Below are 22,857 nucleotides of genomic sequence, written 5' to 3'. Positions count from 1 at the left end.
GGGCTGGACTGGATCAGGCCGGGTCACGACGCCCTCATCGCGGAGGAGCGCGGCGCGGTGGGGGGGGCGCGCGGCTGAGCCGGGCTCGGGATGGCCGCGATGATGATCATGCGCCCGCCGCAGCACGGGCACGCCGGGCGCCACGCCGACGATCGCTCCGCCGCCTCAGTCTCGGTCGGTGGCGGGACGGCGAGCAGGTCCCTGGCGCGGGCGAGGTTGGCCTTGCGGCCAGCGCTGGCGAGCAGGCCATAGTGCCGGATGCGGTGGAAGCCCTTGGGCAGGACGTGGAGCAGGACGCGCCGGATGAACTCGTGCGTGCTCAGCGTCAGGGTCCCGTAGCGCTCAGGCCCGTCGCGACGGTAGTCTTTGATGCGGAAGGTGACGCCGGTCCCGTCGAACGCCACCAGCCGGCCATTCGAGATCGCCACGCGGTGGGTGTAGCGCGACAGGTAGGCCAGCACCGCCGCGGGACCAGCGAAGGGCGGTTTGGCGTAGACGACCCAGCGCGTCGTCTGGATCGGTGCGAGGTAGCGCCGGAAGGCGCGGCGGTCGGTCAACGGCGCCAGACTGCCGAAGAAGTCGAGCCGTCCAGCGTCGTGCAGGGCGATCAGCCCCGCCAGGAAGAGGCGGCGGAACAGCTTGGCCAGCACCCGCACCGGCAGGAGGAAGGCGGGGCGCGATGACACCCACCGCGCGGTCGCGCGAGAGGCCGCCGCCCGGCACGATCGTGTGCAGGTGGGGATGATGCGTCAGCGCCGAGCCCCAGGTGTGGAGCACCGCGGTCAGCCCGATCTTCGCGCCGAGGTGCTTCGGGTCGGCGGCGATGGTCAGCATCGTCTCGGAGGCGGCCCGGAACAGCAGGTCGTAGACGGCGACCTTGTTCTGCAGGGCGATGTCGGCGACCTGGGCCGGGAGCGTGAAGACGACGTGGAAGTAGCCCACCGGCAGCAGGTCGGCCTCACGCGCGGCCAGCCACGCGCGAGCGGCCGCCCTTTGGCATTTGGGGCAGTGCCGGTTGCGGCAGGAGTTGTAGGCGATGCGCGTGTGGCCGCAGTCGCCGCAGCCCTCGACATGACCACCGAGGGAGGCGGTGCGGCACCGCTCGATGGCCGCCATCACCTTGAGCTGGGGCAGGCTCAGGTGCCCGGCCTGGGTCGCCCGGTAGGCCGGCCCGGCAGCGCGGAAGACGTCGGCGACCTCCAGCGCGGGTCGAACGCCGAGTCAGCCGGTTGTGCTCTGTCCTTCCATCAGCAGCGCGAGGCGCTCCAGCGGCCCGGTGACGGCGCGGATCGTCTTGGTCGCGACCCGGGCGTAGAGCGCGGTGGCGTCGAGCTTGGCGTGTCCGAGCAGCACCTGGATGACGCGGATGTCGACGTCCTGTTCGAGCAGGTGGGTGGCGAAGCTGTGGCGCAGGGTATGGGGCGTCACCAGCTTGCGCAGGCCGGCGGCGTCGGCGGCCTCGTGCACGGCGCTGTTGATCTGGCGGGTCGAGATCGGCTCGACGGGGCTCCGGCCCGGGAACAGCCACCCGTGCGGCAGCATCACGCCGCGGCGCCGGCCATCGCGCCACCCCAGCCGGAGCAGCCCCAGCAACTGCGGAGACAGCATGGCGTTGCGGTCCTTGCGGCCCTTGCCCTGCTCGACCCGGATCAGCATGCGGGTGCTGTCGATGTCGTCGACCTTGAGGGCGGCCACCTCCGAGACGCGCAGGCCCGCGCCGTAGGCGGTGCCGAGCGCCGCCTTGTACTTCAGCCCCGGCGTCGCTTCGAGCAGCCGGCCGACCTCCGCGACGCTGAGCACGTCCGGGAGCTTGCGGGGCTGGCGCACCAGGACGAAGCGACGCGACAGGTCCGGCCGGTCGAGGGTGACGGTGAAGAGGAAGCGCAGCGCCGACACGGATCCGTTGACGGTGGGCGGCTGGACGCCAGTCTCGGCCTGATGGACCTGGAAGCGGCGGATGTCCTCGGGCGTCGCGCTGTCGGGCGAGCGTTCGAGGAAGGCGGCGAAGCTTCGGACGCAGCGGATGTAGTCGCGCTGGGTCTCCTGCCGCAGGCCGCGCAGGCGCATGTCGTCGAGCATGCGCTGGCGCAGCGGGCTAACGGATGAACAGGGGGACGTGAGGGTCGGCTGGGACATCGGGGCCTGCTCCAAGATGACGGTGATCCATCATGCTGGGAGCCCGGCCCGGACCCGCTCAACTGTTCATCGACGCTCGGCGCCCGCACTCAACCTCCCCGAAGGGCCCATCCCGCGAAGCGGGTTCGTGCATGGGTCGAAAGCAGCCCCGCGCGGTGGGTACCAACCGTCAGATTTTGACCACTAGGTGCCGGCCCTGGCGAAGGCGACGAGATCCGCGGGATCGATGCTCTCCGCATCGGCCCGGAGAAAGATCATCGTCTCGGTCAACCAGGGGGAGGCGAGGCGGTGACGGATCTCGGCCGGGCGGTCGAGATCGTGCCGCCGCAGCACGCCCACGAGCTGTGTGCGGCCGGTTCCGTCGGCCAGGAGGATGATATCCTGCGCCGTACGGACGATCTTCAGGTGGAACCCCTCGGATTCGTTCACGAAGTCCATGACGTTCCCGTCGACCGGATCCTCATCCCCGAGCGATGCGACATATCGGGCGACGAAAAGGACGATTTCCGGCCCGGACATCGTCCTGGTGTGCGACCGGCCACGCGCGGCATAAGGCGACCTCGTCGAATGGACGCGGCGGGCGGGTGAGAGCCCCGGAGTCTCGATCTCACAGAGGAAGTCGCCCCAGGGGCGGACAAGCTCCTTGACGATCAGGTTCCAGTGGCCGTCGCGGGCGAAGCCGATCGCATTGCCGCATTCGCCCTCGAAAAGCATGAGGACGGGCGTGCCCTGGACCAATAATCTGACCACGCGCCGCCCCTCCCCATCGACACGGCGCGTGATGAGCATGCCGTCGCCGAGGCGGTGTTCGCTGTACCGCCTGTCCGGGGCCCTCTTGGCGGCCGGGATGACGATCGCCAAGAGGGTGATGTCGTCGAAGAGTCGGTTGCGTCGCATGGTACGGGCGGTACTGGGCATGGTCGCTCCTGGAACGGGTGAGAGTGTCTTGGTCTGGTTTTCGGCGTCACCGCCGCAGGATGGTTGACCCTCGTCCATCGACCTTTTTCGCCCGCGGAACGCCTTCATCGACGCCGTCACGGTGCCAGGGCCGGCCTAGTGGGGGCTTCGTCCCACGCAGGGTGGCCCGGGAGGCCGGATTACCCCGTCGAATCCGGTTTCTCGGGGGGGAATGCGTCGGGCTTGATCTGTTCCGGCACCGTGTAGTGGGTGCCGTCGTAGGCAAGTCGGCCTGTGTTACGCAGTCGCCGCATCGCCGCCAGCAAAGTGTTGTCACGCTGTTCGCTCACGCGACCGCCGTCCGGTTTCCGCAGCTCTTCCAGAAGCTGCAGCGAGGTCAGCGGACCCGCCTTCCTGACGGCATCGAAAGCCGCAAGGCCGGCACCGCGAAGGGCCCGGGTCTGCGTTGGTGCGACGGAGCGAGTGGAGTTCTTAGCGACCCTCTTCTTCGCCGCGGCAGCTTTCTTCACGGGCGACTTGACCGTCTGCATCCGGATGCCCGGCACGGTCTGCAGCCAATCCGCGAAGGGCTTGCGACCCCATTTCGCCCCGTCCATGTGCGCCGCGACGATAAGATCATGGAGCGGTCGTTGAGCCACGTCCCTCCAGAAAGCCTCTGCGTGCTCCCTATCGTTTTCCGTATCATTCATCGCCTTCTCCTCCATCCCGTCATGCGTGACACTGGCGGCAACGTTAGTCTAGCGGCCAGGCGCAAGGCCTTATCGTACGATAAAGTTGTCAACAGCTATCTTCAGGACGTCCAGCAAACGTCATGCCGGCGGCGGACGTTAGCTGGGATGATAGCGCGGGTCGCGATCTTCGGCCACCGCTTCGCTGTTTCGGAACGGCCCCCGCTCTGCGACTGGCACGAAGCCCAGGTCGTTGGGGGCGGGCCGGTCGTTCCAGGGTCGCTTGCCAGGTATGCCCAACGACCTGGCCTTCCCCGCATCTCAGCCGCCGTCCTGCTTTGAGCTGCCGGAAGCGCCGTCTTGACCGGCGCCCCCCTGCCTGAATCCATGGCGCGACCCATGGAAACGGAGAGTACGAATGTTTCGGCCGCCCTCGATCTTCCACGCTGGACGCAAGTTGTCCGAACTTCGGCGTCACCTCGAAACCGCCGGCCATCCCATCTCGATGGAGGCCGCGCGGTCGGTCATGGCGCAAGCGTGGGGATGGATGTCGTGGGCGGAACTGACAGCCGCACTGGAGACCCCGGGCGAGCCTTCAAAATTCGACGAGGACCTGATCGGGCCCGTAGCCCGTCGGGGAGTGATGAACAGGCATAACCTGCGCGTGTACGGGAGACGATGCTCGACTGCCGCCCTTGCTGTGCGTCGCGAGCTTGGTCTGCCGTCCGAGATGGCCCTGTCGCTCTGCGCCATCGTGCGATTCACGGGGCGGCACGAGCCCGATCCCGAGGCGCAGGAAAGGGCGCTTTCCGTCTGCCGGAAGCGGAACCTTCCCGCGAAGGCAGACGGGTCGTCCTATTTGGAGGTTTGGCGTACGCCCGAGCAATTCCGCGAGGATTATCGGCTCGGTTGCCAGCCGCCGTCGCCGGAGTGGCAGGGCTTCCTGAACGATATCGTCGCCCATCGGGACAAGCGTCCGACACTGCCCCCGCATCGACCGCGGTGACGCGTTCGCAGGCCTGAGATTTGGCCGCCATGAAGCGCCATGTTGCTCAATCCCGGATAACGCCGAGAATTTGATCAAGACCCTATGGGGATCGGCGATTGTTGGTCAATTTTCTTTCGACTCATTATTGATAACCCTTCCAGCGCATCTGCAACAGTATTGCTCCGCGGTCGGTTATCACGTGATGGCCCCGCCTGAGCGGTGTGCGCAGCGAAAGGATCGATGCGGCCGGCTATCACATGGCCGCGCTCAAGCGTATGCAGTGACAGCTCCATGTTTCTTCGACCGAGATGAAAGAGAAAATTTTTGGGCGGATTATCGCAGATGGCTCATAAGCAGAGGCTTGGGGGCCACCTCAGAGCAATCTCCCAAATGTTTTCCCTCTACGATATCCATCTGAGGACGTTGATCTATTTCAAACGTCACAAAGTTTGAGCCCCCCACTCGTGGCGCTTAAGATCAAGGTCGTACCTCCAACATTTGTTGTGCGAACGCTGTCCGTACGTCAAAACCGGCGGTTGTCATACGTCGCTCCAAGCGGCGGGCATACGCGCGAAGGAGCATCTAAAGGGGGGGCGATAGTCCGGCATGGGCGCGCTCGGATATAGCCCAAGGTTCAACTTCCCCCCGGACCGGAGGTCCGGCCGTCCGGGCCGCAGCGTGAAGCGTGCTCTCACCGGATTCAGCACTAGCAAGGTGATGAAGAACTCGGCCATCGGCAGGGGATGAAGGGAATTTCGTCCCCGCCAAGGATGCGGGATCCGCCTTGAAGCGAGCCGTTGGCCTGAGGCTCGGCCGATCCGGAGCCGCAGACCGCATTCCCCCTCGTCGTTGCCGTTCCGGTCGAACGCGATTGCGGCGCGACCACGCCCGCTGTCGGCGCCGCCAGCGAAAGCCCCGGTGAACACATGAACGGGAACGCACCGCGACCGTGCTCGAATAGGATGAATGCCGGCGCGACCCTGTCAGCATAGGCGTGCTCGTAGCCGGGCAGCACGATGAGCCACCACCCGCCCAGGACGTTCACGCCAGAGCCCCGACCAGCTATTGCAGGCGGACCTACGTCGCGGCCGTCAAGCTCGCGAAGGCCTACCCGGATCGCGCGTTCACGACCGGCCTCACGACCTGGTGGCCGACGACCGCCTCCGAGATCATGCCTCAGTTCAACGGGGAGATGATGGAGTGCATCAACGCCAAGATGTCGTCCGCATGGCCTTGCTATGGACCAACCCGATACGAGTACGAGGCGCAGGACGACGTCTCCTGTGTCGGTTCTCCCGCACCGTCGTAGACGCTCAGATCTCTGCCCGTACTACCTTGCCCGACGACCAGCAGATATTTCACCGCCGACCGACCGCACAGCGTGTTGCCCCGAAGAAGCATCGGATCGGCCGGCTTCAGCACCTTGAATAACTGGCCGTCGATCCCGTCGTCGGTGGCCGCCTTGATCGCGAGCGATTGGCCGTTCTGGAACGTGATATTGTTTTTCGTGAAAGTAACCTTTCCGGTAACCGAAATCGACGTCTTGCTTACCGGCCGCCAAGTCTCGGCACAAACAGCCGTCGGAACCGTCATGCCGAAGATCGCGGCTAGGACCACTCGCATAGGACACCCGGTTGAATGTTTCGACCACCGCTGATGTAATGCAAATCTGCGTCGAAGTATTTCCGTCATAGTCGGAATCAATACCTAAATCATTAATATTTGATCGCGTCTCGTGTGCACTAAGGATAATCCGATGATCGCCAAATTATCACTCGTTGTTGTATTCTGTAATTCCATGATTTTCGGCCCGGCATACGCAGCATCGCAGGTTAAGGTGGAGTGCTGGAAGCGTTTGAGCGACGGCGATGTTCACGCGGAGACAAGTAAATACCCACAATTCAGCTCGGGCTTCAAGGTAATGAGCTTCAAATCAAACCGAAAGGATGCCGAGTGGAGCTTCGGCACCTGTGTCTTGGCGCCAAGAAAATAGCGCCGGACAGAGGCCACGGTCGATCCGGATTTTCCGGGTGGGTCCTTCCGACCGGGCTGCATCGCCTGTGGCGACGGAGCCGGCAAGGAAGCGATTCCCGCCCATTCGGGTAATCATCCCTCGCGCGATCCACGAGACGGCGATCTCCTCGACCACCGCGCCGTCGCGGATAGCCACCGACCGCGCGTTTTCCGCCTGCGGCCCGATGGACGGTTCGAATAGGGGCAGGCTGTCTTGACCTCTGTCGACCGTTCCCGTCGACTGAACCCCCGCCGGTTGTTCGCGGCCGGCCTCGGGAAGCGTTGCGGTGGCAGAGGTCGTCAGGTGAAGATCAAGACATTCACGGTCGAAGGCCCTCTACCGTCTGAGATCCCCGCATTGAAGGAGATCGAGGCAGCGTTCCCAAGCAATTGGATGGGGTTCGCCAACGTCGTGGTACGACACCCCACCAAACCCCGTTATGAGCGTGAGATCGACCTGATACTCGTCACGTCCGACCGTATCGTCATGGTCGACCTGAAGCACTGGCGGGGACGATTGGAGCTCGTCGACGGATACTGGCATCAGGACGGCGAACGCAGGGAAACCTCGCCCGTCGAGAAGATGCGGGGAAATACCATCCTGCTCAGACAGGTGTTCGAAGCCGAATCTTTCAGGCTCGGCCGCCCCTACGTGGACGGTTTGGTCGTCCTCACTCATCCCAAGTGCGACACCACCGGACTGGCCCAGGATGCGGCGGCCGTGCTGCGGATCGACGAATTCCTAAAGTTCAAGGATCCGAGGCGTTACGCCGCCCACTTCACGAACCGGACCTTCCATTCTGGAAACGACCTCACGGATGCGCGGAACAAGGGACACGTGCTCCGCTTCTTCTCGCCCGGCCGGGTCTTCGAGCCACGGAAGACGCGCTTCGCTGGCTACGAGGTCGTCGATCCGAACCCCGAGTTCTGGACCGGCCTCTTCGCCGAGTATCAGGCTCGCGATGTCGATAGCCCCATGGCGGCCGGGCTGTTGAGGGTCTGGGACTTCACCAAGGACGACGAGCTCCGGCTAGGGACCGAGCGAAAGGACCTGCTCACACGAGAAAAGTCGGTCATCGACCACATGATCGATCGCAATCCAGAGTTGGCGGCCCTCGCGCTGCGCCCGCGGGCCGGCGACCCGGACCTCGGAGCGAGACATTGGGAACTGTTTGATCGCGACCGCCACCTCACGAGGCTTTCACGGGCCGTCGCCGGTCGTACGCAGATCGACGACGGGGCCAGGCTTGAGCTGATGAAGGTTCTTTCGTCGCATGTCGGAGGTCTCCACCGGGCACAGGTGGCACACAGGGATCTCGGACTGCACTCCGTTTGGGTGGATCCGGCCCGGGCGCGGGTCACGTTGTCGGGCTTCGGCGCGGCCTGGTTCCCCGAACGCCGAACCATAGGCCTCTTGCGGATCAAGCTGCTCGGGGCCGGGCTGACGTTGCCGGAAGACACCGGCGTCGTTGAACAGGGCACCGCCTACCATCAGGATGTCTTCCTCATGGGGCTGGCGGCCTGGCGCCTGCTGGGGGGCGAGCCACCGCCGGTCGAGGACAGGGTGCCCGACTGGGCGGCGTTGGACGACGCCGCGAAGGCCATCGTGTCGGAGCCGCTCCGCGACTGGTTCGACCGGTGCCTGGACTGGGAGCCCGCGAGGCGTTTCCCGGACGGGGTCGCGGCCCACGACGCGCTTATGGCGGCCTTGGATCTGGACGGCGCCGGGCTCGGGGCGATCGACCTTTCCTCCTATGAGAAGGACGTCGACCCGGTGGTGGACTACCCCGTGCTCTCGATGATCCAGAAGACGCGATGCCGCATCTACACGACGTCGGTCGGCGGTGAGACGCTGCTGGTCAAGAATTGGACAGAGAGATCCCTGGGCGAGAAGGCGCGGAATGCCGCAAGGCTGATCGAGTTCTTCGCCAGGGCGGAACGGATGCGCGGTTCCGGGACCGGGCGTCTTCCGCGTGTGCGGATGGCCTGCCTCAGCCAGGACGGGCTCTTCCTCCTTCAGGATTATCTCGTCGGGGACCCGTTGGAGGGCCTCGATGTCTCCGGCTGGTCCACGGAGGAGTTCAATCGATTCTCGCTCCTCCTCATCGACGCCGTGACCGAGGCGCACGAACTCGGCGTGCCGCACGGCGACCTCGCGCCGGGTAACATCCTCGTCGCGCTGGAGGCGGGACCAGAACCGCGGATCGTGGACTTCCTGGACTTCAGCACGGAAGCGGCCGGGGAGCGTACGACATTGGCCTACGTACCCGCCGAGGGAGGGACGGACCCGTTTGCGCGGGACAGATACGCCGCGGCGGCGATCGTGACGGAGATCGCTGCCAAGGTTCTCGCTATCGAGGGGACGAGCCTCGCCACGCTGTCCAAGGCCGTCGACGCTTGCGCTGATCCCGAAGCTCCGTGGACCACGTTGCGGCCGTTGGCCGATGCCCTATCCGATCTCGCCAGGGAACGGGCCTCCGACAGCTACGCGCTGATCATCGGTTTCCCACGCTGCGCCGAGCCGGGCACGATGCTTGCCGACGACGGGAAATACCATGTCGTTCCGAGCTCGGAACCGGATGCGATCAACCTGGTCGGCTTCGACCGCCAACTTGTTCTGGCCTTCGACCGGGCGACCCGCTTGATCACATCCGTCCGGCTCAGTGAGGCCACCACGCAGACTTCGGGATGGGCGAACCGTAACAAGGTGGTCAGCATCCCGGGATCGGTGACGTTGTTCGCATCGGCACGTATCTCGGTCGACGGCATCGAAGCGCTCCTCGCCGAGGACGGTATTGCCGAATGGGCAGGGAACGCGGTCTTAGCACCCCCCGACCCGCCGCCGGCCGAGCCGCCCAGGGTCTCGCCGCCCCGCCAGACGCGTTTCCCGACCGCGCGCTTCTGGCTGGAACAGATCCGGGCGGAAGAAAGCTTGAGGCCGAGCATGACGCTTCTGGACGAGGTCGTGTCCGACCTGTCGAGCGGCGTGGCACGGGCGCCGCATGACAGCGATGCCGCGCTCGAAGGGGTCGAGGAGGGTGACGCCGTCTACTTCAACGGCTCCCGCATCGGTACGGTCGCAGCGGATCTCACTGTGGCCGGCAGCCTCGCGTTCAAGGTATCGGGAGGTTTCCGGCAACTGAAGCTGGGCGATGTCCTCACCATACAACCCACGCAGGACGCCGAGAGCCTGAAGCGTCGCTCACGCGCGGTGCGGCGTATCCTTGAGGGGCGGACGCCGATCCGGGACTTGGTTGGCTACTTCGACCCCGGCTCGAAAGCGGAGCCCGCCGACGTGGGTGAGCCCATCGAGGATGGGGTCCTCGACCGTTACGGACTCAACCCCGATCAGGTGAAAGCCTTCCATCTGCTTTGGGGGAAAGGACCCGTCGGCCTGCTCCAAGGCCCTCCCGGGACGGGAAAGACCAAGTTCATCGCGGCCTTCGCCCACTATGCCCTGACCGAGGGCGGATGTCGCAACGTGTTGTTGGTTTCGCAGTCGCACGAAGCCGTGAACACCGCCGCTGAGCGCATCCAGTCGCTCATGGAGGATACGGAAGGGGGGCTGGACCTCCTTCGGGTCGCAAAGGATCCCGACAAGATCTCGAACCCGTTGCGGCGCTCGCACGTGGGTGCGGTGCACGACCTGTACGTCGCCCGGTTCGAGGCCGAGGCGAAGGAGCGTCTGTGCATGATCGCCAGGGGTCTCGGCTTGGTTCGCCCTTTCGCGGAGGACTTCTTCGAGGCGTACGAGGGTCCCGTCGAGATCGCCCGTCAACTCGCCCGACTTCGCGAGATCGAGTACGACGCAGGGGACGAGGACGCCAGTTCCCTCCTGCACCGAATCGAGGGTCTCGAAGAGGCGCTGGCGGCCCAGATGCTAAGGTTCGAGATCGAGGCCGACGTCGACGACGATCCGGGTGAGGTCGAACGTGCGACGGTCAAAGCCCTCTGTGTCCGCCATGATGTCCGCGACCTGAGCGCCGTCGGACGCCTGCGCGCGGTGCGTGAGACCGGACGGGAGTGGCTGCGGACCCTTCGTACCAAAAGCAGGACCCTTGAAGAGTTCCTAGCCGGCAGCCGCCGGCTCGTATGCGGCACCTGCGTCGGCGTCGGCGATACCAAGCTGCGGATCACCGAGAAGACCTTCGACCTCGTGATCGTCGACGAGGCAGCCCGAGCCACGTCCAGCGAACTGGCTGTCGCGATGCAATCGGCCCACCGCGTCCTACTCGTCGGCGACCATCGGCAACTGCCGCCGAACCTGGACAGGGAGATCGTGAAGCGCTTGGCGGTACAAACCGGGATCACCGACGAACCCGAACTTCTCAGGAGCGATTTCGAGCGCGCCTTCGGGTCAAGATACGGGCAACTGGTCGGCGCGACCCTGCAGCGCCAGTACAGGATGGCGCCGGAAATCGGCAAGCTGGTCTCCGACGTCTTCTATCCGGACGTCGGCCTGATCACGCAGCGCGGCCCGCCCGAGCCGCATTATGACGGCCTGCCCGCCCCGTTCGACAGGCAATTCGCCTGGGTGGACAGCGGCGGGACCCTCGGGGAAACGAAGAAGGGCTACGGATTCAGCAATCTCGGCGAGGCCCATCTGATCGTCAGGGCGCTGGAGCGCCTTTCCGTCGAGGCGGAATTCCTGGAAAAGGCAAAGGTCGACCTGGACGAGGACGAGCCGCTCGTCGGCGTGATCTGCATGTATGCCCACCAGCGCGACCTCGTCAAAGACATCCTGGCGACTTCGTCCGTCCCGCGGGAGTTACGCTCGCTCGTCAAGGTCGAGACGGTCGATAGCTACCAGGGTAAGGAGAACCGTATCGTCATCGTGTCTTTGGTGAGGAGCAATGACAAAGGACGGATCGGCTTCCTCGATCGGGAGAACCGCATCAACGTCGCCTTGTCCCGCGCAATGGACCGCCTGGTCGTGGTGGGCGCGGCGGAGTTGTTCAGGTCCTCCGCGGGGAAACTGCCCGACGTGTTGACGCACATGGAGGCAGCCGGTCGCTTGATCCGGTCCGCGGCGCAGATGGAGGCGGCATGACGTCCGATCGCCCACGCCTGGCGCTCGTTCCCGAAGATGCGGTGATTGCGGTTGACAGGCTCACGTTCCTCGTCCCCGCCCGCCGGTTTCAAGTCGAGGGGACCCTGCTGCGGAGCGGCTACGTCAGCCTTGCCACCGAGTTCGCCCTGAGGCTGCTTCGCGATGCCGAGGTTTTGAGCCCCGGCGAGCTCGGCGCGTTCCTCGGCTTCTCGGACGGGGAGACCCGCACGCTCGTGCAGGAGCTGCTCCTCGACGGTTACCTCGACGTTGACGGCGATCGGATCCGGCTCGCCCAGAAGGGTGAGCGCGCCTTCGACCCGGCGAGCGGTGAACTCAAGCTGCTCGAAATCGAACCGTTTTCAGACACGGTGACGCTTGACCTCCTCAGCTTCGCGCCCGTCGAGGTTCCCGGGACGGTCAGGTTGCCGTGGCTGGTCGAGCTCGAACTACCGGATAAGGACCGGGCCGCGGCTGCCAGCAGGGAGGGAACGCGAGGCTTTAGGGCCAACTTCGGCGAGTGGCGGGACGGGAAGTACCGTGGCGAGAGGGCGTCGGGCATGCGCTTGCATACCCTGAGCGGGGATGTGGTGCCGCTGGCACGGTCGAGCGTGCCGATAACCATCCCGATGACATACGCTCCATCCCAGAGCGATGGAATCGACGCCGATTTCTCAGCCTTGCGCGACCGTGGTCGGCGGGACGCGCGCAAGGAGCTCGTCGAGGCTTTGAGCGACGCCATCAAGCGGATCGTCGCGCCCGGCGACCACGCCGAGGGTGCCGCAACCACGGCGCGTTGGGATGGTGGCGTGCTGGTAGGCTCCGCCGGGTCACCGACCGTGTCACCGCTACTCTGGTTGCAGATCGCGTCGCGTACCCCGCCGGCGGCGCTTCCCGACATGCTAGCGCCTTCCGTCCGTCTGGCGGGATCGGCCATTTCGCCCGGCGTCCTATCGGTCCTCTCCCACTTCCTCGACGGCGTCGCCGGCCCGGGGTCGGAGGATGTACCCGTCCTCTGGGTCCCGGCGGCGCATCCGGCCTGGGGGGCGAGCGGCGACCTCCTCGATGTGACCAGACGGATCAAGTCCGGTCTATCGCCGAAGGCCGGGATCGTGCTGCTACCGCGGTCGGACAATGATGACAGGTCGAAACGCAATCTCGTCCGCGCCTATGGCGGAGGGCGTGATGGGAAGCAGACGCCTTTGTTCGACGCCTGCGTCGTCATTCCTCCCCATTCACTTCCACTGTCGCTCGAAGTCATCCTTCAGCCTGGGTTTTGGGCGGTCGTCCTACTGCACGTCCCGTCGAAGGACGGCTTCCCCGTGCCGATGGGATACGCGACCCGGAACGTCGGGATCGTGGACGCGGTCGCATCGTTGCTCGGCGAGGTCGTAACGAAGCTGCACGAGCCGTCGGTGGCTTGGTCCGCACGGGATACGAGAGCCGACGCAGTTCTCGATGGGCTTGAACGCCATCTCACCGGCTGACCTGAGAAGCCGGTGATGCGAGGTTGGCCAGCATCACGACCTTCCCCTCCCTGGTCCGGGCCCCGACCGGAAATTTCGACGCTCGACATCTCGATATCGCGCTGTCCACAAGCGTTATTCGAGCGATTGTAGTTACGGATCATGCGTTTGCCGAACGCCCATCCACAGGTCGCGCGGTGCGTTGACTCAGCGAGGCATCAGAACAAAGTAAGAACACGGCCCGTGTGGAAGAGGATCAGGTCATGCCGGAGGCCGCGAACGGACGCGACGACCGGCTCGTCGACCTGCGCCGGCAGCTCGAAGGCCTCGTCCGCAACCACGTCCGGCATCGGCCTGCCCTCGCCTTCGGCGTGCCCGATCTCGACGCCCACCTGCCCACAGGCGGCCTGCGTTGCGGCGCGCTCCACGAGGTCAGCGAGGCCGGCGCGGCCGCGGAGTACGGGGCGCTCGCCGCCTTGTTCACGGCGGGGATCCTCGCCCGACTGCCCGGTCCGGTGCTGTGGTGCCTGCGCGGGCGCGACCTGTTCGCCCCGGCGCTCGTCGGCGTCGGGTTGATGCCGGGCCGCGTCGTGTTCGCTGAGACGTGGAACGACGCCGAGGTCCTGCCGGCGATGGAGGAGGGCCTGCGCACACAGGGGCTGGCCGCCGTCGTCGGCGAGGTCTCCCGCCTCGGCCTCACCGCCTCGCGCCGCCTGCAACTCGCCGCCGAGCGCACCGGCGTCGTGGCGCTCGTCATCCGGCGGTGGCGCACAGGCGCGGATCGCGAGGCCGGCGAAAGCGAGCCCACCGTGGCGCTGACCCGCTGGCGTGTGTCTCCGCAGCCCGGCGCCGGGCCGCCGCCGCACGGCCTGCCCCGGGCCCGTTGGCTCGTCGAACTCACCCGCGCCCGTGGTGCGGACGCCCCCCGCTCCTGGATCCTGGACGCGCCTGATGCGACGGGTCGTCTCCGTCTACCTGCCGACTTGGTCGACCGACCTGTGGCGGCGCCGGAACGCGTCCCGCGCGCCCGCGTGGGATAGCCCGCTCGTGGTCGCCGCGAGCGACGGCCCGCGGCGCGTACTCGTGGCCGTGGACCGTGCGGCACGGCGCCTCGGCCTGCGACCCGGCATGGCCGTCGCGCACGCGCAGGCTGCCATCCTCGACCTCACCGTGGTCGAGGCCGACCCGGAGGCCGCGGCCGCTGCGCTTCAAGGGCTCGGGGCCTGGTGCCTGCGCCGGTTTCCCCCCCTCGTCGCCCTCGACGTTCCGGACGGCCTCTGGATCGAGGTCGCCGGCGCCGCGCACTTGTTCCAAGGTGAGGCGAGACTGATCGATGATCTCGTCACCGGCTTGGCGCAAAGGGCGCTCTCCGCACGAGCCGCCGTCGCCGACACGCCGGGCGCGGCATGGGCGGTGGCGCGCTTCGCACCGCGCGAGCCCGTGGTCGGACCAGGGTGCCAGGCCGCCGCCATCGCCGAGTTGCCGGTGCGCAGCCTCCGGCTCTCCCGCGACACCATCGCCGGGCTGGTGCAGCTCGGGATCGAGCGCGTGGGCCAGCTCGCGGCCAAGCCCCGTGCGCCCTTGCGCCTGCGCTTCGGCGAGGAGGCGGTGCTGCGCCTCGACCAGGCGTTCGGCCACGCGCCGGAGCCGCTGGTCCACCTCGCACTGCCAGAGGTGCCGAGCGTCCAGATGGCGTTCGCAGAGCCGATCAGCGCCCCCGAGACCCTGGCTCGCGTGACGGAGCGTCTCCTGACCGATCTCTGCTCGGTGCTGGAGCGGCAAGGGGTCGGGGTGCGTCGCCTCGACCTGCTGTTCCGTCGGGTCGACGGGGTGAGCCAGGGGGTGCGGGTCGCGACCGCGCAGCCGACACGGGCCGTGCGCCACATCCTGCGCCTTTTCGTCGAGCGGCTGGCGCTGGTCGACCCCGGCTTCGGCATCGACGAGGCGGTGCTCGCCGCTTCGCGGGTGGAATGGTTCGACGCGACGCAAGCCGGCTTGGGCGACCGGTCGGGCGAGGTCGCGGACGCCGACCTCGCCGAGCTCGTGGACCGCCTGACGGTCCGGCTCGGGGCGCGGCGGGTGTTCCGCATCGCTCCCGTCGCCAGCGGATTGCCGGAACGGTCCGTGCGTCGCGTCGACCCCCTCGCGGCGGTGCCCGACGCAGACTGGCCCTCCGGCCTGCCGCGGCCCGTCCGACTGCTCCGGCCGCCGGAATCGGTGACGGTCGTCACGCTTGCGCCCGACCACCCGCCGGCGCTGTTCGTCTGGCGCCGCGCCCGTCTCCGCGTCGCCCGCGCCGACGGTCCGGAGCGGATCCACGGCGAGTGGTGGGTCTCCGACGCGGAGTGGGGGCTCGTGCGGGATTACTACCGCGTCGAGACGCAGGGCGGCGACCGGTTCTGGCTGTTCCGGGACGCCCCGGCGGCCGAGGGCGGACGCTGGTGGCTGCACGGCGTCGGCGAAGCCTGATGGCCTACGTCGAGCTCCAGGCCACGACGCACTATTCGTTCTTGCGCGGCGCCTCTTCGCCTCGGGACCTGTTCGCGACCGCCGCCCTCCTCGGGCACCAGGCGCTCGGGATCGCCGACCGCAACTCGCTCGCCGGCATCGTCCAGGCCCATGACGCCGCCAAGGCCACGGGCCTGCGGCTGGTGGTCGGCTGCCGGCTCGACCTGACGGAGCCCGGCGGCCCCTCGCTCCTGGTCTATCCGATCGACCGGGCCGCCTACGGACGCCTCTGCCGCCTACTCACCCTCGGCAAGGGCCGGGCCGAGAAGGGCGGCTGCCGGCTGCATTGGGACGATGTCGGGGCGTGGGCGGACGGGCTCGTTGCGGTGCTTCTCACCGACCGGCCCGATGCGGCGCTCGCCGACGACCTCGCGCGGCTGAAGGCGCTCTTCGGCGACCGGGCCTACTGCGCCCTGACCCGCCGCTACCGGCCCGACGACGCCCTGCGCCTGGAGGCTGTCGCCGCGATGGCGCGGGACGCCCGGGTGTCGACCATGGCGACCGGCGACGTGCTCTATCACGTGCCCGACCGGCGGGTGCTGCAGGACGTGGTCACGGCGATCCGGCTCCGGACGACGGTCGATCGGCTCGGGCATGCCCGCGAGCGCCATGCCGGGCGCCACCTCGTCGCCCCGCCCGAGGCCGAGCGCCTGATGCAGCGCCATCCCGACGCGGTCGCGCGCACCGGCGAGATCCTCCACCGGTGCCGGTTCTCCCTCGACGAGCTGACCTACAGCTACCCGACCGAGGCCGCCGAGGACGGCACCCCGGCGCAGGACCGCCTTGAGGCGCTGACCTGGGCGGGCGCCGCCGATCGATACCCGGACGGGCTCCCCGACAGGGTCGCAGCGCAGATCCGGCACGAGCTGACCCTGATCGAGCGGCTCGCCTACGCGGCCTACTTCCTCACGGTGGAGAGCATCGTGCGGTTCGCCCGCACCCGGGGCATCCTATGCCAGGGCCGGGGCTCGGCCGCGAACTCCGCCGTGTGCTTCGTCCTCGGCATCACCTCAATCGACCCGGTGCGGCAGGGCTTGCTGTTCGAACGGTTCATCTCGGAGAACCGCGGCGACCCGCCGGACATCGACGTCGACTTCGAGCACGAGCGCCGGGAAGAGGTGATCCAGTGGGTCTACGAGACCTATGGCCGCCATCGCGCCGCGCTCTGCGCCACCGTCATCCGCTACGGCACGCGCGGCGCCGTGCGCGAGGTCGGCAAGGCGCTCGGCGTGCCCGAGGACGTCACCGGCGCGCTCGCCGGCCTCGTCTGGGGAATGTCGAGGGACGGCGTCGGCGATCGGGAGGTGGCGAGCCTCAACCTCAACCCCGACGACCGGCGCCTGCGGATGACGCTCGACCCGGCGCGACAGCTCATCGACACGCCGCGCCACCTCGGCCTGCATCCCGGCGGCTTCGTGCTGACCCTGCACCGCCTCGACGAGCTCTGCCCGGTGATGCCGGCGACGATGGCCGACCGGCAGACCATCGAATGGGACAAGATCGACATCGAGACCCTGAAATTCATGAAGGTTGACGTGCTCGGCCTCGGGATGCTCGGCTGCCTGCGCCGGGCCTTCGACCTGCTGGCCGTCCATCGCCCCGGTGCCCCGACCGAGTTGGCGACGATTCCCGCCGAGGATCCCGCCACCTACGCGATGATCCGGCGTGCCGACACGGTCGGCACGTTCCAGATCGAGAGCCGGGCGCAGATGGCGATGCTGCCGCGGATGAAGCCGACCACCTTCTACGATCTCGTCATCCAGGTCGCGATAGTCCGGCCCGGCCCGATCCAGGGCGACATGGTCCACCCCTACCTGCGCCGACGCGAGGGCCGGGAGCGGGTGACCTACCCGACCGAGGCGCTGCGCCGGGTGCTGGAGAAGACGCTTGGCGTGCCGCTCTTCCAGGAACAGGCGATGCAGGTCGCCATCGTGGCGGCCGGGTTCACGCCGGACGAGGCCGACCGGCTGCGCCGGGCGATGGCGACCTTCAAGTCCACCGCCGGCGTGTCCCAGTTCCGGGACAAGCTCGTGCAGGGCATGGTCGGCAACGGTTACGACCCTGAGTTCGCCGAGCGCACCTTCAGGCAGCTCGAAGGGTTCGGTTTCTACGGCTTCCCGGAAAGCCACGCCGCCTCGTTCGCCCTGATCGCCTACGCCTCGTCCTGGCTGAAGTGCCGGCATCCCGACGTGTTCTGCTGCGCGCTCCTGAACGCGCAGCCGATGGGGTTCTACGCTCCTGCGCAGCTCGTGCGGGACGCACAGGCACACGGCGTCGAGATCCGGCCGGTCGACGTCGACGCCTCGGTCCGGGATTGCACCCTGGAGCCGGCGGGCGGGCGCTGGCTTGCGGTGCGCGAGGGCTTTCGCATGGTCCGTGGCCTGCCTGAGCGTGACGTCGCGCTGCTGGTCGCGGTGCGGCCGGCCTCCGGCTACGCCTCGGTCGAGGATCTCTGGCGCCGCGCCGGCATATCGGCGAGGGGCTTGCGGGCGTTGGCCGGGGCCGACGCCTTCCTGTCGCTGGGCCTCGACCGCCGCGCAGCGCTCTGGGCCATCCGCGGCCTAGCCGACCGGCCGCTCGACCTGTTCGCGGCGGCCGACGCGCGCGAGGGGCAACCGCGACCCGAGCGCGTCGAGCCGGGGGTCGACCTGGTGCCGATGAGCGCGGGACGGGAGGTGGTGGAGGACTACCACGCCACCGGCCTGAGCCTGCGCGCGCACCCGCTCGCCTTCGTCCGGAGCGACCTCGCGGCCCAAGGCTACCGGCAGTGTCGGGTGCTCGACGACGCGCCCAGCGGGCGGGCGCTGGTGTTGGCCGGCCTAGTGCTGATGCGTCAGAAGCCCGGCTCGGCCAACGGCACGATGTTCGTCACCCTGGCGGACGAGACCGGGATCGCCAACCTCATCGTCTGGCCGCCCGTGTTCGAACGCCACCGGCGGCTGATCCTGACCGCCGGCATGATGGGTGTGCGCGGCCGCGTGCAAAGGCAGGGTCTCGTCGTTCACGTCCTCGTGGATAGCCTCGTCGACCTGACCGCGCTGCTGCGTCGGGTCGGCGATCGGACGGGGCGTGAGGCCGCGTTCCCGTTGCCGCACGGCCGCGGCGACGAGGCGCGGAGCGGCGGACGGGACCAGCGCGAGCCGAGCGCATCCGGCGGGGCGACGGGTGCCGTCACCCCACCCGCTGCCCCTGCCATCGCTCAGGAGATCAGGGTCGCGACGCGAAATTTCCGCTAGCCCGACGATCCGAGCCCCGTTGGACCAGCCTCACTTCCGGCACGGCCACGCGGTGCCAACGCCTGGAACACGACCGCGGCGTGGGGAAGCGGCCGGCTCTCAGGGCGGCCGTCGATGAAGCGGGCGACGATGTCGAGCGCCTGGTCGCCGGTCGCTGTCGGCGGGTCGCGGATCAACAGGATCCTGGTGTGCTCCGACATCGAGCCGCCCCCGTCCCGCAGAACCTGCAAGCGGGCGCCGTCGATCACTCCGCGGACGAAGCTCGGGCACATGCGACAGCTTCAAAGCCTTCCTTTCCCGGCAATGATTACGATTTCCCGCGCCTAACCTGCTCATTGGAAGACCCGATAACCATAACGGAAAGCATCTGCTATGCATTGAAATACTATTTTACGTGAAAATTTTATCTCGAAGGATATTGATTTACAGTCGTGAGATGTGCGGTTTCGAGTTTTTGTCGTGTAACTCGCAAGCATCGAGGTCACTGTATCGATCATGTGATCAGGAGGGAACAGCTCCGGAAACGTTGCCGGCCGTAATCCTTCCTGATATAATTCGTTCCTTAGCATCAGATCGTGGACCGAGCCGGAGCCCCTGCGGGCTTTCGCGGCATGTCATGCCTGCGCGCAAACCCCCGCCGCCCGAGCCCTGGCTACATCGAAACAGAAAGGATTGCTCTGCCTATGGGGATCAGACGCTTTCGACGTGGGCCGTCCGGGCCGGACGCGTCCCTGACCGTGATGGATGCGCTGCTCGAAGGATTGGTCGCAATGGCGGCGGAGAGAGCCCAAGCCCGACACGAGGGGAAACGGATTTGTCCCCGGACCTTGCAGTCCAGGAACGAGGCCTTAGTTCCCCCCGACGAGCACGGAGCGACAGCGGGGACGCCGACGTCCCATCGTCGACGCGCAAGGAGGGACCGCGGTCATGAAGGACGAGGGACAACGCATCATGGGCGTACTTGCGGAACGGTATCGTGCCCAGCGAAGCCGGCAACTGGCGCGGCACCACGTCGGTCCATCGGGCCGCTGCGGAGCGATCGCGGCCTCGCCGCGCGGTGAGCCCGACCATACGCGAAGCTCTCTCGATGCCGTCGACCTCCGCCCCTTCGCCGAGTGTGTCGGTGGAAGCGGGGTCGCAAATCCTGGGTCCGAGTCTGTCGCGTCGACCCTGTGCCGGACACCGCGTCGCCCGCTCGGAGCCACGCGCTCCGGCCGACCCGTGAAGTCCTGAAGGAGGCGAGGCCATGGCTCAAGACGATCCCAAGCCCGCTCCCCTGCTTCCCGGTGCCGTCGACCTGAGGAACCGGGACGAGACGCGCGTCCTGTCGCCGCTCGACCAGATGGCGCTGCGCGCCAACTTGGACGTGGAGCGACAGGATAAGTTCGCGGCGCCCGACAAGCTGATCGTCGTCGCCCTCTACGCCCGGTACTCTTCCGGAAAGCAGAAGCAGCAAAGCATCGACCGGCAAATCAGCATCGTGACGGCGTACATGCTGTCGCTGGGTTACGCCATCTACGTGCTCTACGCCGACCCCGCTCGCAGCGCGAGGACGACGAAGAACCGTGAAAGTCTCCAGCGATTGCTGGCCGATTGCCGCGCGGGCAAGATCGTGATCATCATGGTCGAGGATTTCGACCGTTGGTCCCGCGAGACGTATGACGCCGTCGAGCTCTGCGAGGAGTTGATGGGGTTGGGCGTCGAGTTCCATAGCGCAGGCGACAGGAAGGTGCTGTCCAAGAAGGAGGTGATCGAGGCCGCGCTCAAGGCCGAGGCCGACCGCGACCGACGAAACCTTATCTTGAGCATGGGCAGGTTTCAGCACGCGGCCGCCGGCGGCGCTCATTCGGGTGAGTTCTTCGGTTACCGCTACGGCGAGGAAAGGGGCTTTCTCGTCGTGTATGGACCGGAGGCGGAGATAATCCTTTTGGTCTTCCAGATGGCGGCGACCGGCGTGTCCTACCGGAAGATCGGCATCGCGATGAAGGCCCGCGGTGCTCCCGGGCCGAGCAAGGATTGTAAATGGACGAAAACGACCGTCGCCAACATGCTCGGTCAGATCGCCTATACGGGCCGTTGGTTCTACCCTTTCACGAGGACCGTCTACGACCGCAAGAGTAACACGCAGAAGCAGGTCCTTCGACATCCGAGCGAGATGTCGAAGGCACACTTCGAGAACCTTCGCATCGTTCCAGACGAACTCTTCTACGCGGTCAATTCACGCCGGCGTCCGCGGGGGTCCACTCCCCGAACTTTCCCGCACTTCCTGGCGGGCAAGGCTTCATGCGATTGCGGGGAGCCCGGCCAGCGGTTCGTGATGTCGCCCCGGCAGATGACCTGCAACCGCTACCAGGAAGGGGACGGGTGTCGGGCGCGCACCCATTCGATCATCACGTCGCACGTCGAGCGGGCCGTCCTGGACGCGATCGGGGCGAAACTACGGTCCTTCATCGACGAGGAGGACTTCGCCGTCGCCGTCGATCGTTCCCTTCGCGAGACGGCAGCCCGGCGCAGGTTGGCGCGCGCCGACGCCATGCGGGAGATCGAGAACGTGCACGCGGAGTTCATGCGCCTTCTCGACGAGGACATCCGAGGCGGTTACCCCCCGAAAATCCTCTCCGAGAAACGCGCCTTGCTCAATGCGCAGCTCAAGGAAGCCGAGGGGAAACTGGATGCGCTGGTCGAATTGCCGGAGGTGCTCGGCGCCGACGAGCGGCTTCGCGCCCTGTCCGATACGCTCGACCACATCATGACGCGCCTGCCCTTCAGGGCGACCACGGCGGGCGAGTCGGAGTTCTCGCTAGCCCTGGCACGGCTCGTGAAACGGGTCGTCGTCCGGCGCGCGCAACAGCCGAAGGGGACCCTGAACCTGCGCATCGAACTGGACTTCTTCGCCTTCCTCCATGACGACGATCGCGCGGCCCCATCGTGCCTCGAAAGCGATGTCGTCGAGGTCGCCATCGAGCATTCGATGGGGCGCCACGCGCGTCTGGGCGACGCCGCCGCCGCCCTCAAGAGCACAGGCGAGCACCGCATCGACGACAGGCGGTGGGAACTGGTCGCCGACCGGCTGCCTGACGTGACGAGCCGCCGCGCGGATTCCCGGCATCTCTCGACGCGCGACGTGGTCGATGCCCTCCTGCTCCGCCTGAGGACCGGCCTGCCGGTCCTGTCCTCCGCTTGCGGAGACTCCATCGAGATGGAACGTGCCATCACCAGGTTCATCTACGCAGCGGGCGACCAGATCCTCCTCGACGCGCTGCAGGGATCGGACCCCGGTTTCGTGGAAAGCCTCGACCTGCGGCCGGTGGTATCCGCCCGCTCCCGGTGGAAGGTGGGAGCCGAGGATTGGCGCGAGCGTCGCGGTGGCGCAGCGCGCCTTCATGCGCTCGACGGACAGACGGCACTCGACGACGCGCAGTGGGCGGCTTCCGCGCCGCTGCTGCACCCCAGCGTCGAGCTGTCCTACAAGAACACGCGTGGGCTCCCCGGCCGCCTGCTTCTGGAGGCCGTCATCCTTGCCTTGCGGACGGGCATGTCGTGGCGGCGGCTGCCGCAGCGTTTCGGCGACGGACGCGTGGTGGAAAACGCCATGCGCCGGCTCGTGTCGAGCGGCAGCTGGGACAGACTGGTCGCGATGTGGCGCGAAAGCTTTCCCGCACTGCTCGATGGGCTCGACGTGGATCGCCTTGCGAAGCGGAAACGCGGCTCGGCCGAATGGCGGGGTCCGACGCCGAAGAGGTCTCGGTACGCACGTCACGGTGGCGTGGCGCCCGCCGAGTTGCGTCCGCCCAGCAAGGAGGGCGGGGCCGTCGGACGCAGCCGGAGGACCTGCTAGGTGGTGCCGCGGCCCCACCGATCACACGCCGTCCTGGCC

12 protein-coding genes and 1 pseudogene are annotated in these 22,857 nt (G+C 67.2%); 7 read left to right on the top strand and 6 right to left on the bottom strand.

What is annotated here, in order from left to right:
* Positions 1-209: 209 nt before the first annotated feature.
* From FV223_RS01670 to FV223_RS01655, 4 genes and pseudogenes are all read right to left on the bottom strand, one after another.
* Positions 210-1,203 (bottom strand): annotated as a pseudogene (locus FV223_RS01670) (IS91 family transposase); the annotation flags it as partial.
* A gap of 18 nt (positions 1,204-1,221) precedes the next feature.
* Positions 1,222-2,136 carry a site-specific integrase gene (locus tag FV223_RS01665; protein WP_147725107.1) on the bottom strand — a complete coding sequence of 305 codons (915 nt, stop codon included), beginning with the start codon at positions 2,134-2,136 and terminating at the stop codon, positions 1,222-1,224.
* A 183-nt stretch (positions 2,137-2,319) separates the two neighbouring features.
* On the bottom strand, positions 2,320-3,054 hold the full coding sequence (locus tag FV223_RS01660; protein ID WP_147725105.1) for a hypothetical protein: 735 nt from the start codon (positions 3,052-3,054) through the stop codon (positions 2,320-2,322).
* A gap of 179 nt (positions 3,055-3,233) precedes the next feature.
* On the bottom strand, positions 3,234-3,743 hold the full coding sequence (locus FV223_RS01655; RefSeq protein WP_147725103.1) for a hypothetical protein: 510 nt from the start codon (positions 3,741-3,743) through the stop codon (positions 3,234-3,236).
* A gap of 397 nt (positions 3,744-4,140) precedes the next feature.
* On the opposite strand from FV223_RS01655, the gene FV223_RS01650 reads away from it, so the two are divergent.
* Complete coding sequence (locus tag FV223_RS01650) at positions 4,141-4,728, top strand: hypothetical protein (protein WP_058191639.1); 588 nt, start codon at positions 4,141-4,143, stop codon at positions 4,726-4,728.
* A gap of 1,218 nt (positions 4,729-5,946) precedes the next feature.
* Here FV223_RS01650 and FV223_RS01645 read toward each other — a convergent pair.
* Complete coding sequence (locus tag FV223_RS01645) at positions 5,947-6,303, bottom strand: hypothetical protein (RefSeq protein ID WP_147725101.1); 357 nt, start codon at positions 6,301-6,303, stop codon at positions 5,947-5,949.
* A gap of 724 nt (positions 6,304-7,027) precedes the next feature.
* Here FV223_RS01645 and FV223_RS01640 point away from each other — a divergent pair.
* The 5 genes from FV223_RS01640 to FV223_RS01620 all read left to right on the top strand — a co-directional run bounded on the left by FV223_RS01640 (position 7,028) and on the right by FV223_RS01620 (position 18,980).
* A complete protein-coding gene (locus FV223_RS01640) occupies positions 7,028-11,773 on the top strand; it encodes an AAA domain-containing protein (protein ID WP_147725099.1) in 4,746 nt (1,581 codons plus the stop codon).
* Positions 11,770-13,257, top strand: coding sequence for a hypothetical protein (locus tag FV223_RS01635; RefSeq protein WP_147725098.1), 1,488 nt, complete (start codon positions 11,770-11,772; stop codon positions 13,255-13,257). The genes FV223_RS01640 and FV223_RS01635 overlap by 4 nt, the downstream gene beginning before the upstream one ends.
* Before the next feature lie 242 nt (positions 13,258-13,499).
* Positions 13,500-14,276 (top strand): damage-inducible mutagenesis protein, encoded by a 777-nt coding sequence (locus FV223_RS01630; protein ID WP_147725096.1) that lies wholly within the window; start codon positions 13,500-13,502, stop codon positions 14,274-14,276.
* Positions 14,188-15,705, top strand: coding sequence for a DNA polymerase Y family protein (locus tag FV223_RS01625; protein ID WP_187276012.1), 1,518 nt, complete (start codon positions 14,188-14,190; stop codon positions 15,703-15,705). The genes FV223_RS01630 and FV223_RS01625 overlap by 89 nt, the downstream gene beginning before the upstream one ends.
* Positions 15,705-18,980, top strand: a complete 3,276-nt coding sequence (locus FV223_RS01620; protein WP_147725092.1) for an error-prone DNA polymerase — start codon at positions 15,705-15,707, stop codon at positions 18,978-18,980. Before FV223_RS01625 ends, FV223_RS01620 begins: the two co-directional genes overlap by 1 nt.
* Here FV223_RS01620 and FV223_RS01615 read toward each other — a convergent pair.
* Entirely contained in the window at positions 18,977-19,252 is a 276-nt protein-coding gene (locus FV223_RS01615) for a hypothetical protein (protein ID WP_147725090.1), read from the bottom strand. The two genes, FV223_RS01620 and FV223_RS01615, sit on opposite strands and share 4 nt — an antisense overlap.
* Before the next feature lie 974 nt (positions 19,253-20,226).
* Between FV223_RS01615 and FV223_RS01610 the strand changes: the two genes are divergently transcribed.
* The gene (locus tag FV223_RS01610) at positions 20,227-22,818 is read left to right on the top strand and encodes a recombinase family protein (RefSeq protein ID WP_147725088.1); all 2,592 of its coding nucleotides are present in this window, start codon (positions 20,227-20,229) and stop codon (positions 22,816-22,818) included.
* Positions 22,819-22,857: the final 39 nt, after the last annotated feature.

Source organism: Methylobacterium sp. WL116 (assembly GCF_008039455.1).
GTDB lineage: Bacteria > Pseudomonadota > Alphaproteobacteria > Rhizobiales > Beijerinckiaceae > Methylobacterium.
Note: the sequence above shows the minus strand (reverse complement) of the source record. Positions and strands in the feature narration are given on the sequence as shown.

Coding starts and splice junctions, on each gene's coding strand:
- FV223_RS01610 (WP_147725088.1), top strand. CDS start 20,227: ATGGCTCAAGACGATCCCAAGCCCGCTCCCCTGCTTCCCGGTGCCGTC.
- FV223_RS01615 (WP_147725090.1), bottom strand. CDS start 19,252: ATGTGCCCGAGCTTCGTCCGCGGAGTGATCGACGGCGCCCGCTTGCAG.
- FV223_RS01645 (WP_147725101.1), bottom strand. CDS start 6,303: ATGACGGTTCCGACGGCTGTTTGTGCCGAGACTTGGCGGCCGGTAAGC.
- FV223_RS01650 (WP_058191639.1), top strand. CDS start 4,141: ATGTTTCGGCCGCCCTCGATCTTCCACGCTGGACGCAAGTTGTCCGAA.
- FV223_RS01655 (WP_147725103.1), bottom strand. CDS start 3,743: ATGAATGATACGGAAAACGATAGGGAGCACGCAGAGGCTTTCTGGAGG.
- FV223_RS01665 (WP_147725107.1), bottom strand. CDS start 2,136: ATGTCCCAGCCGACCCTCACGTCCCCCTGTTCATCCGTTAGCCCGCTG.
- FV223_RS01630 (WP_147725096.1), top strand. CDS start 13,500: ATGCCGGAGGCCGCGAACGGACGCGACGACCGGCTCGTCGACCTGCGC.
- FV223_RS01625 (WP_187276012.1), top strand. CDS start 14,188: ATGCGACGGGTCGTCTCCGTCTACCTGCCGACTTGGTCGACCGACCTG.
- FV223_RS01635 (WP_147725098.1), top strand. CDS start 11,770: ATGACGTCCGATCGCCCACGCCTGGCGCTCGTTCCCGAAGATGCGGTG.
- FV223_RS01660 (WP_147725105.1), bottom strand. CDS start 3,054: ATGCCCAGTACCGCCCGTACCATGCGACGCAACCGACTCTTCGACGAC.
- FV223_RS01620 (WP_147725092.1), top strand. CDS start 15,705: ATGGCCTACGTCGAGCTCCAGGCCACGACGCACTATTCGTTCTTGCGC.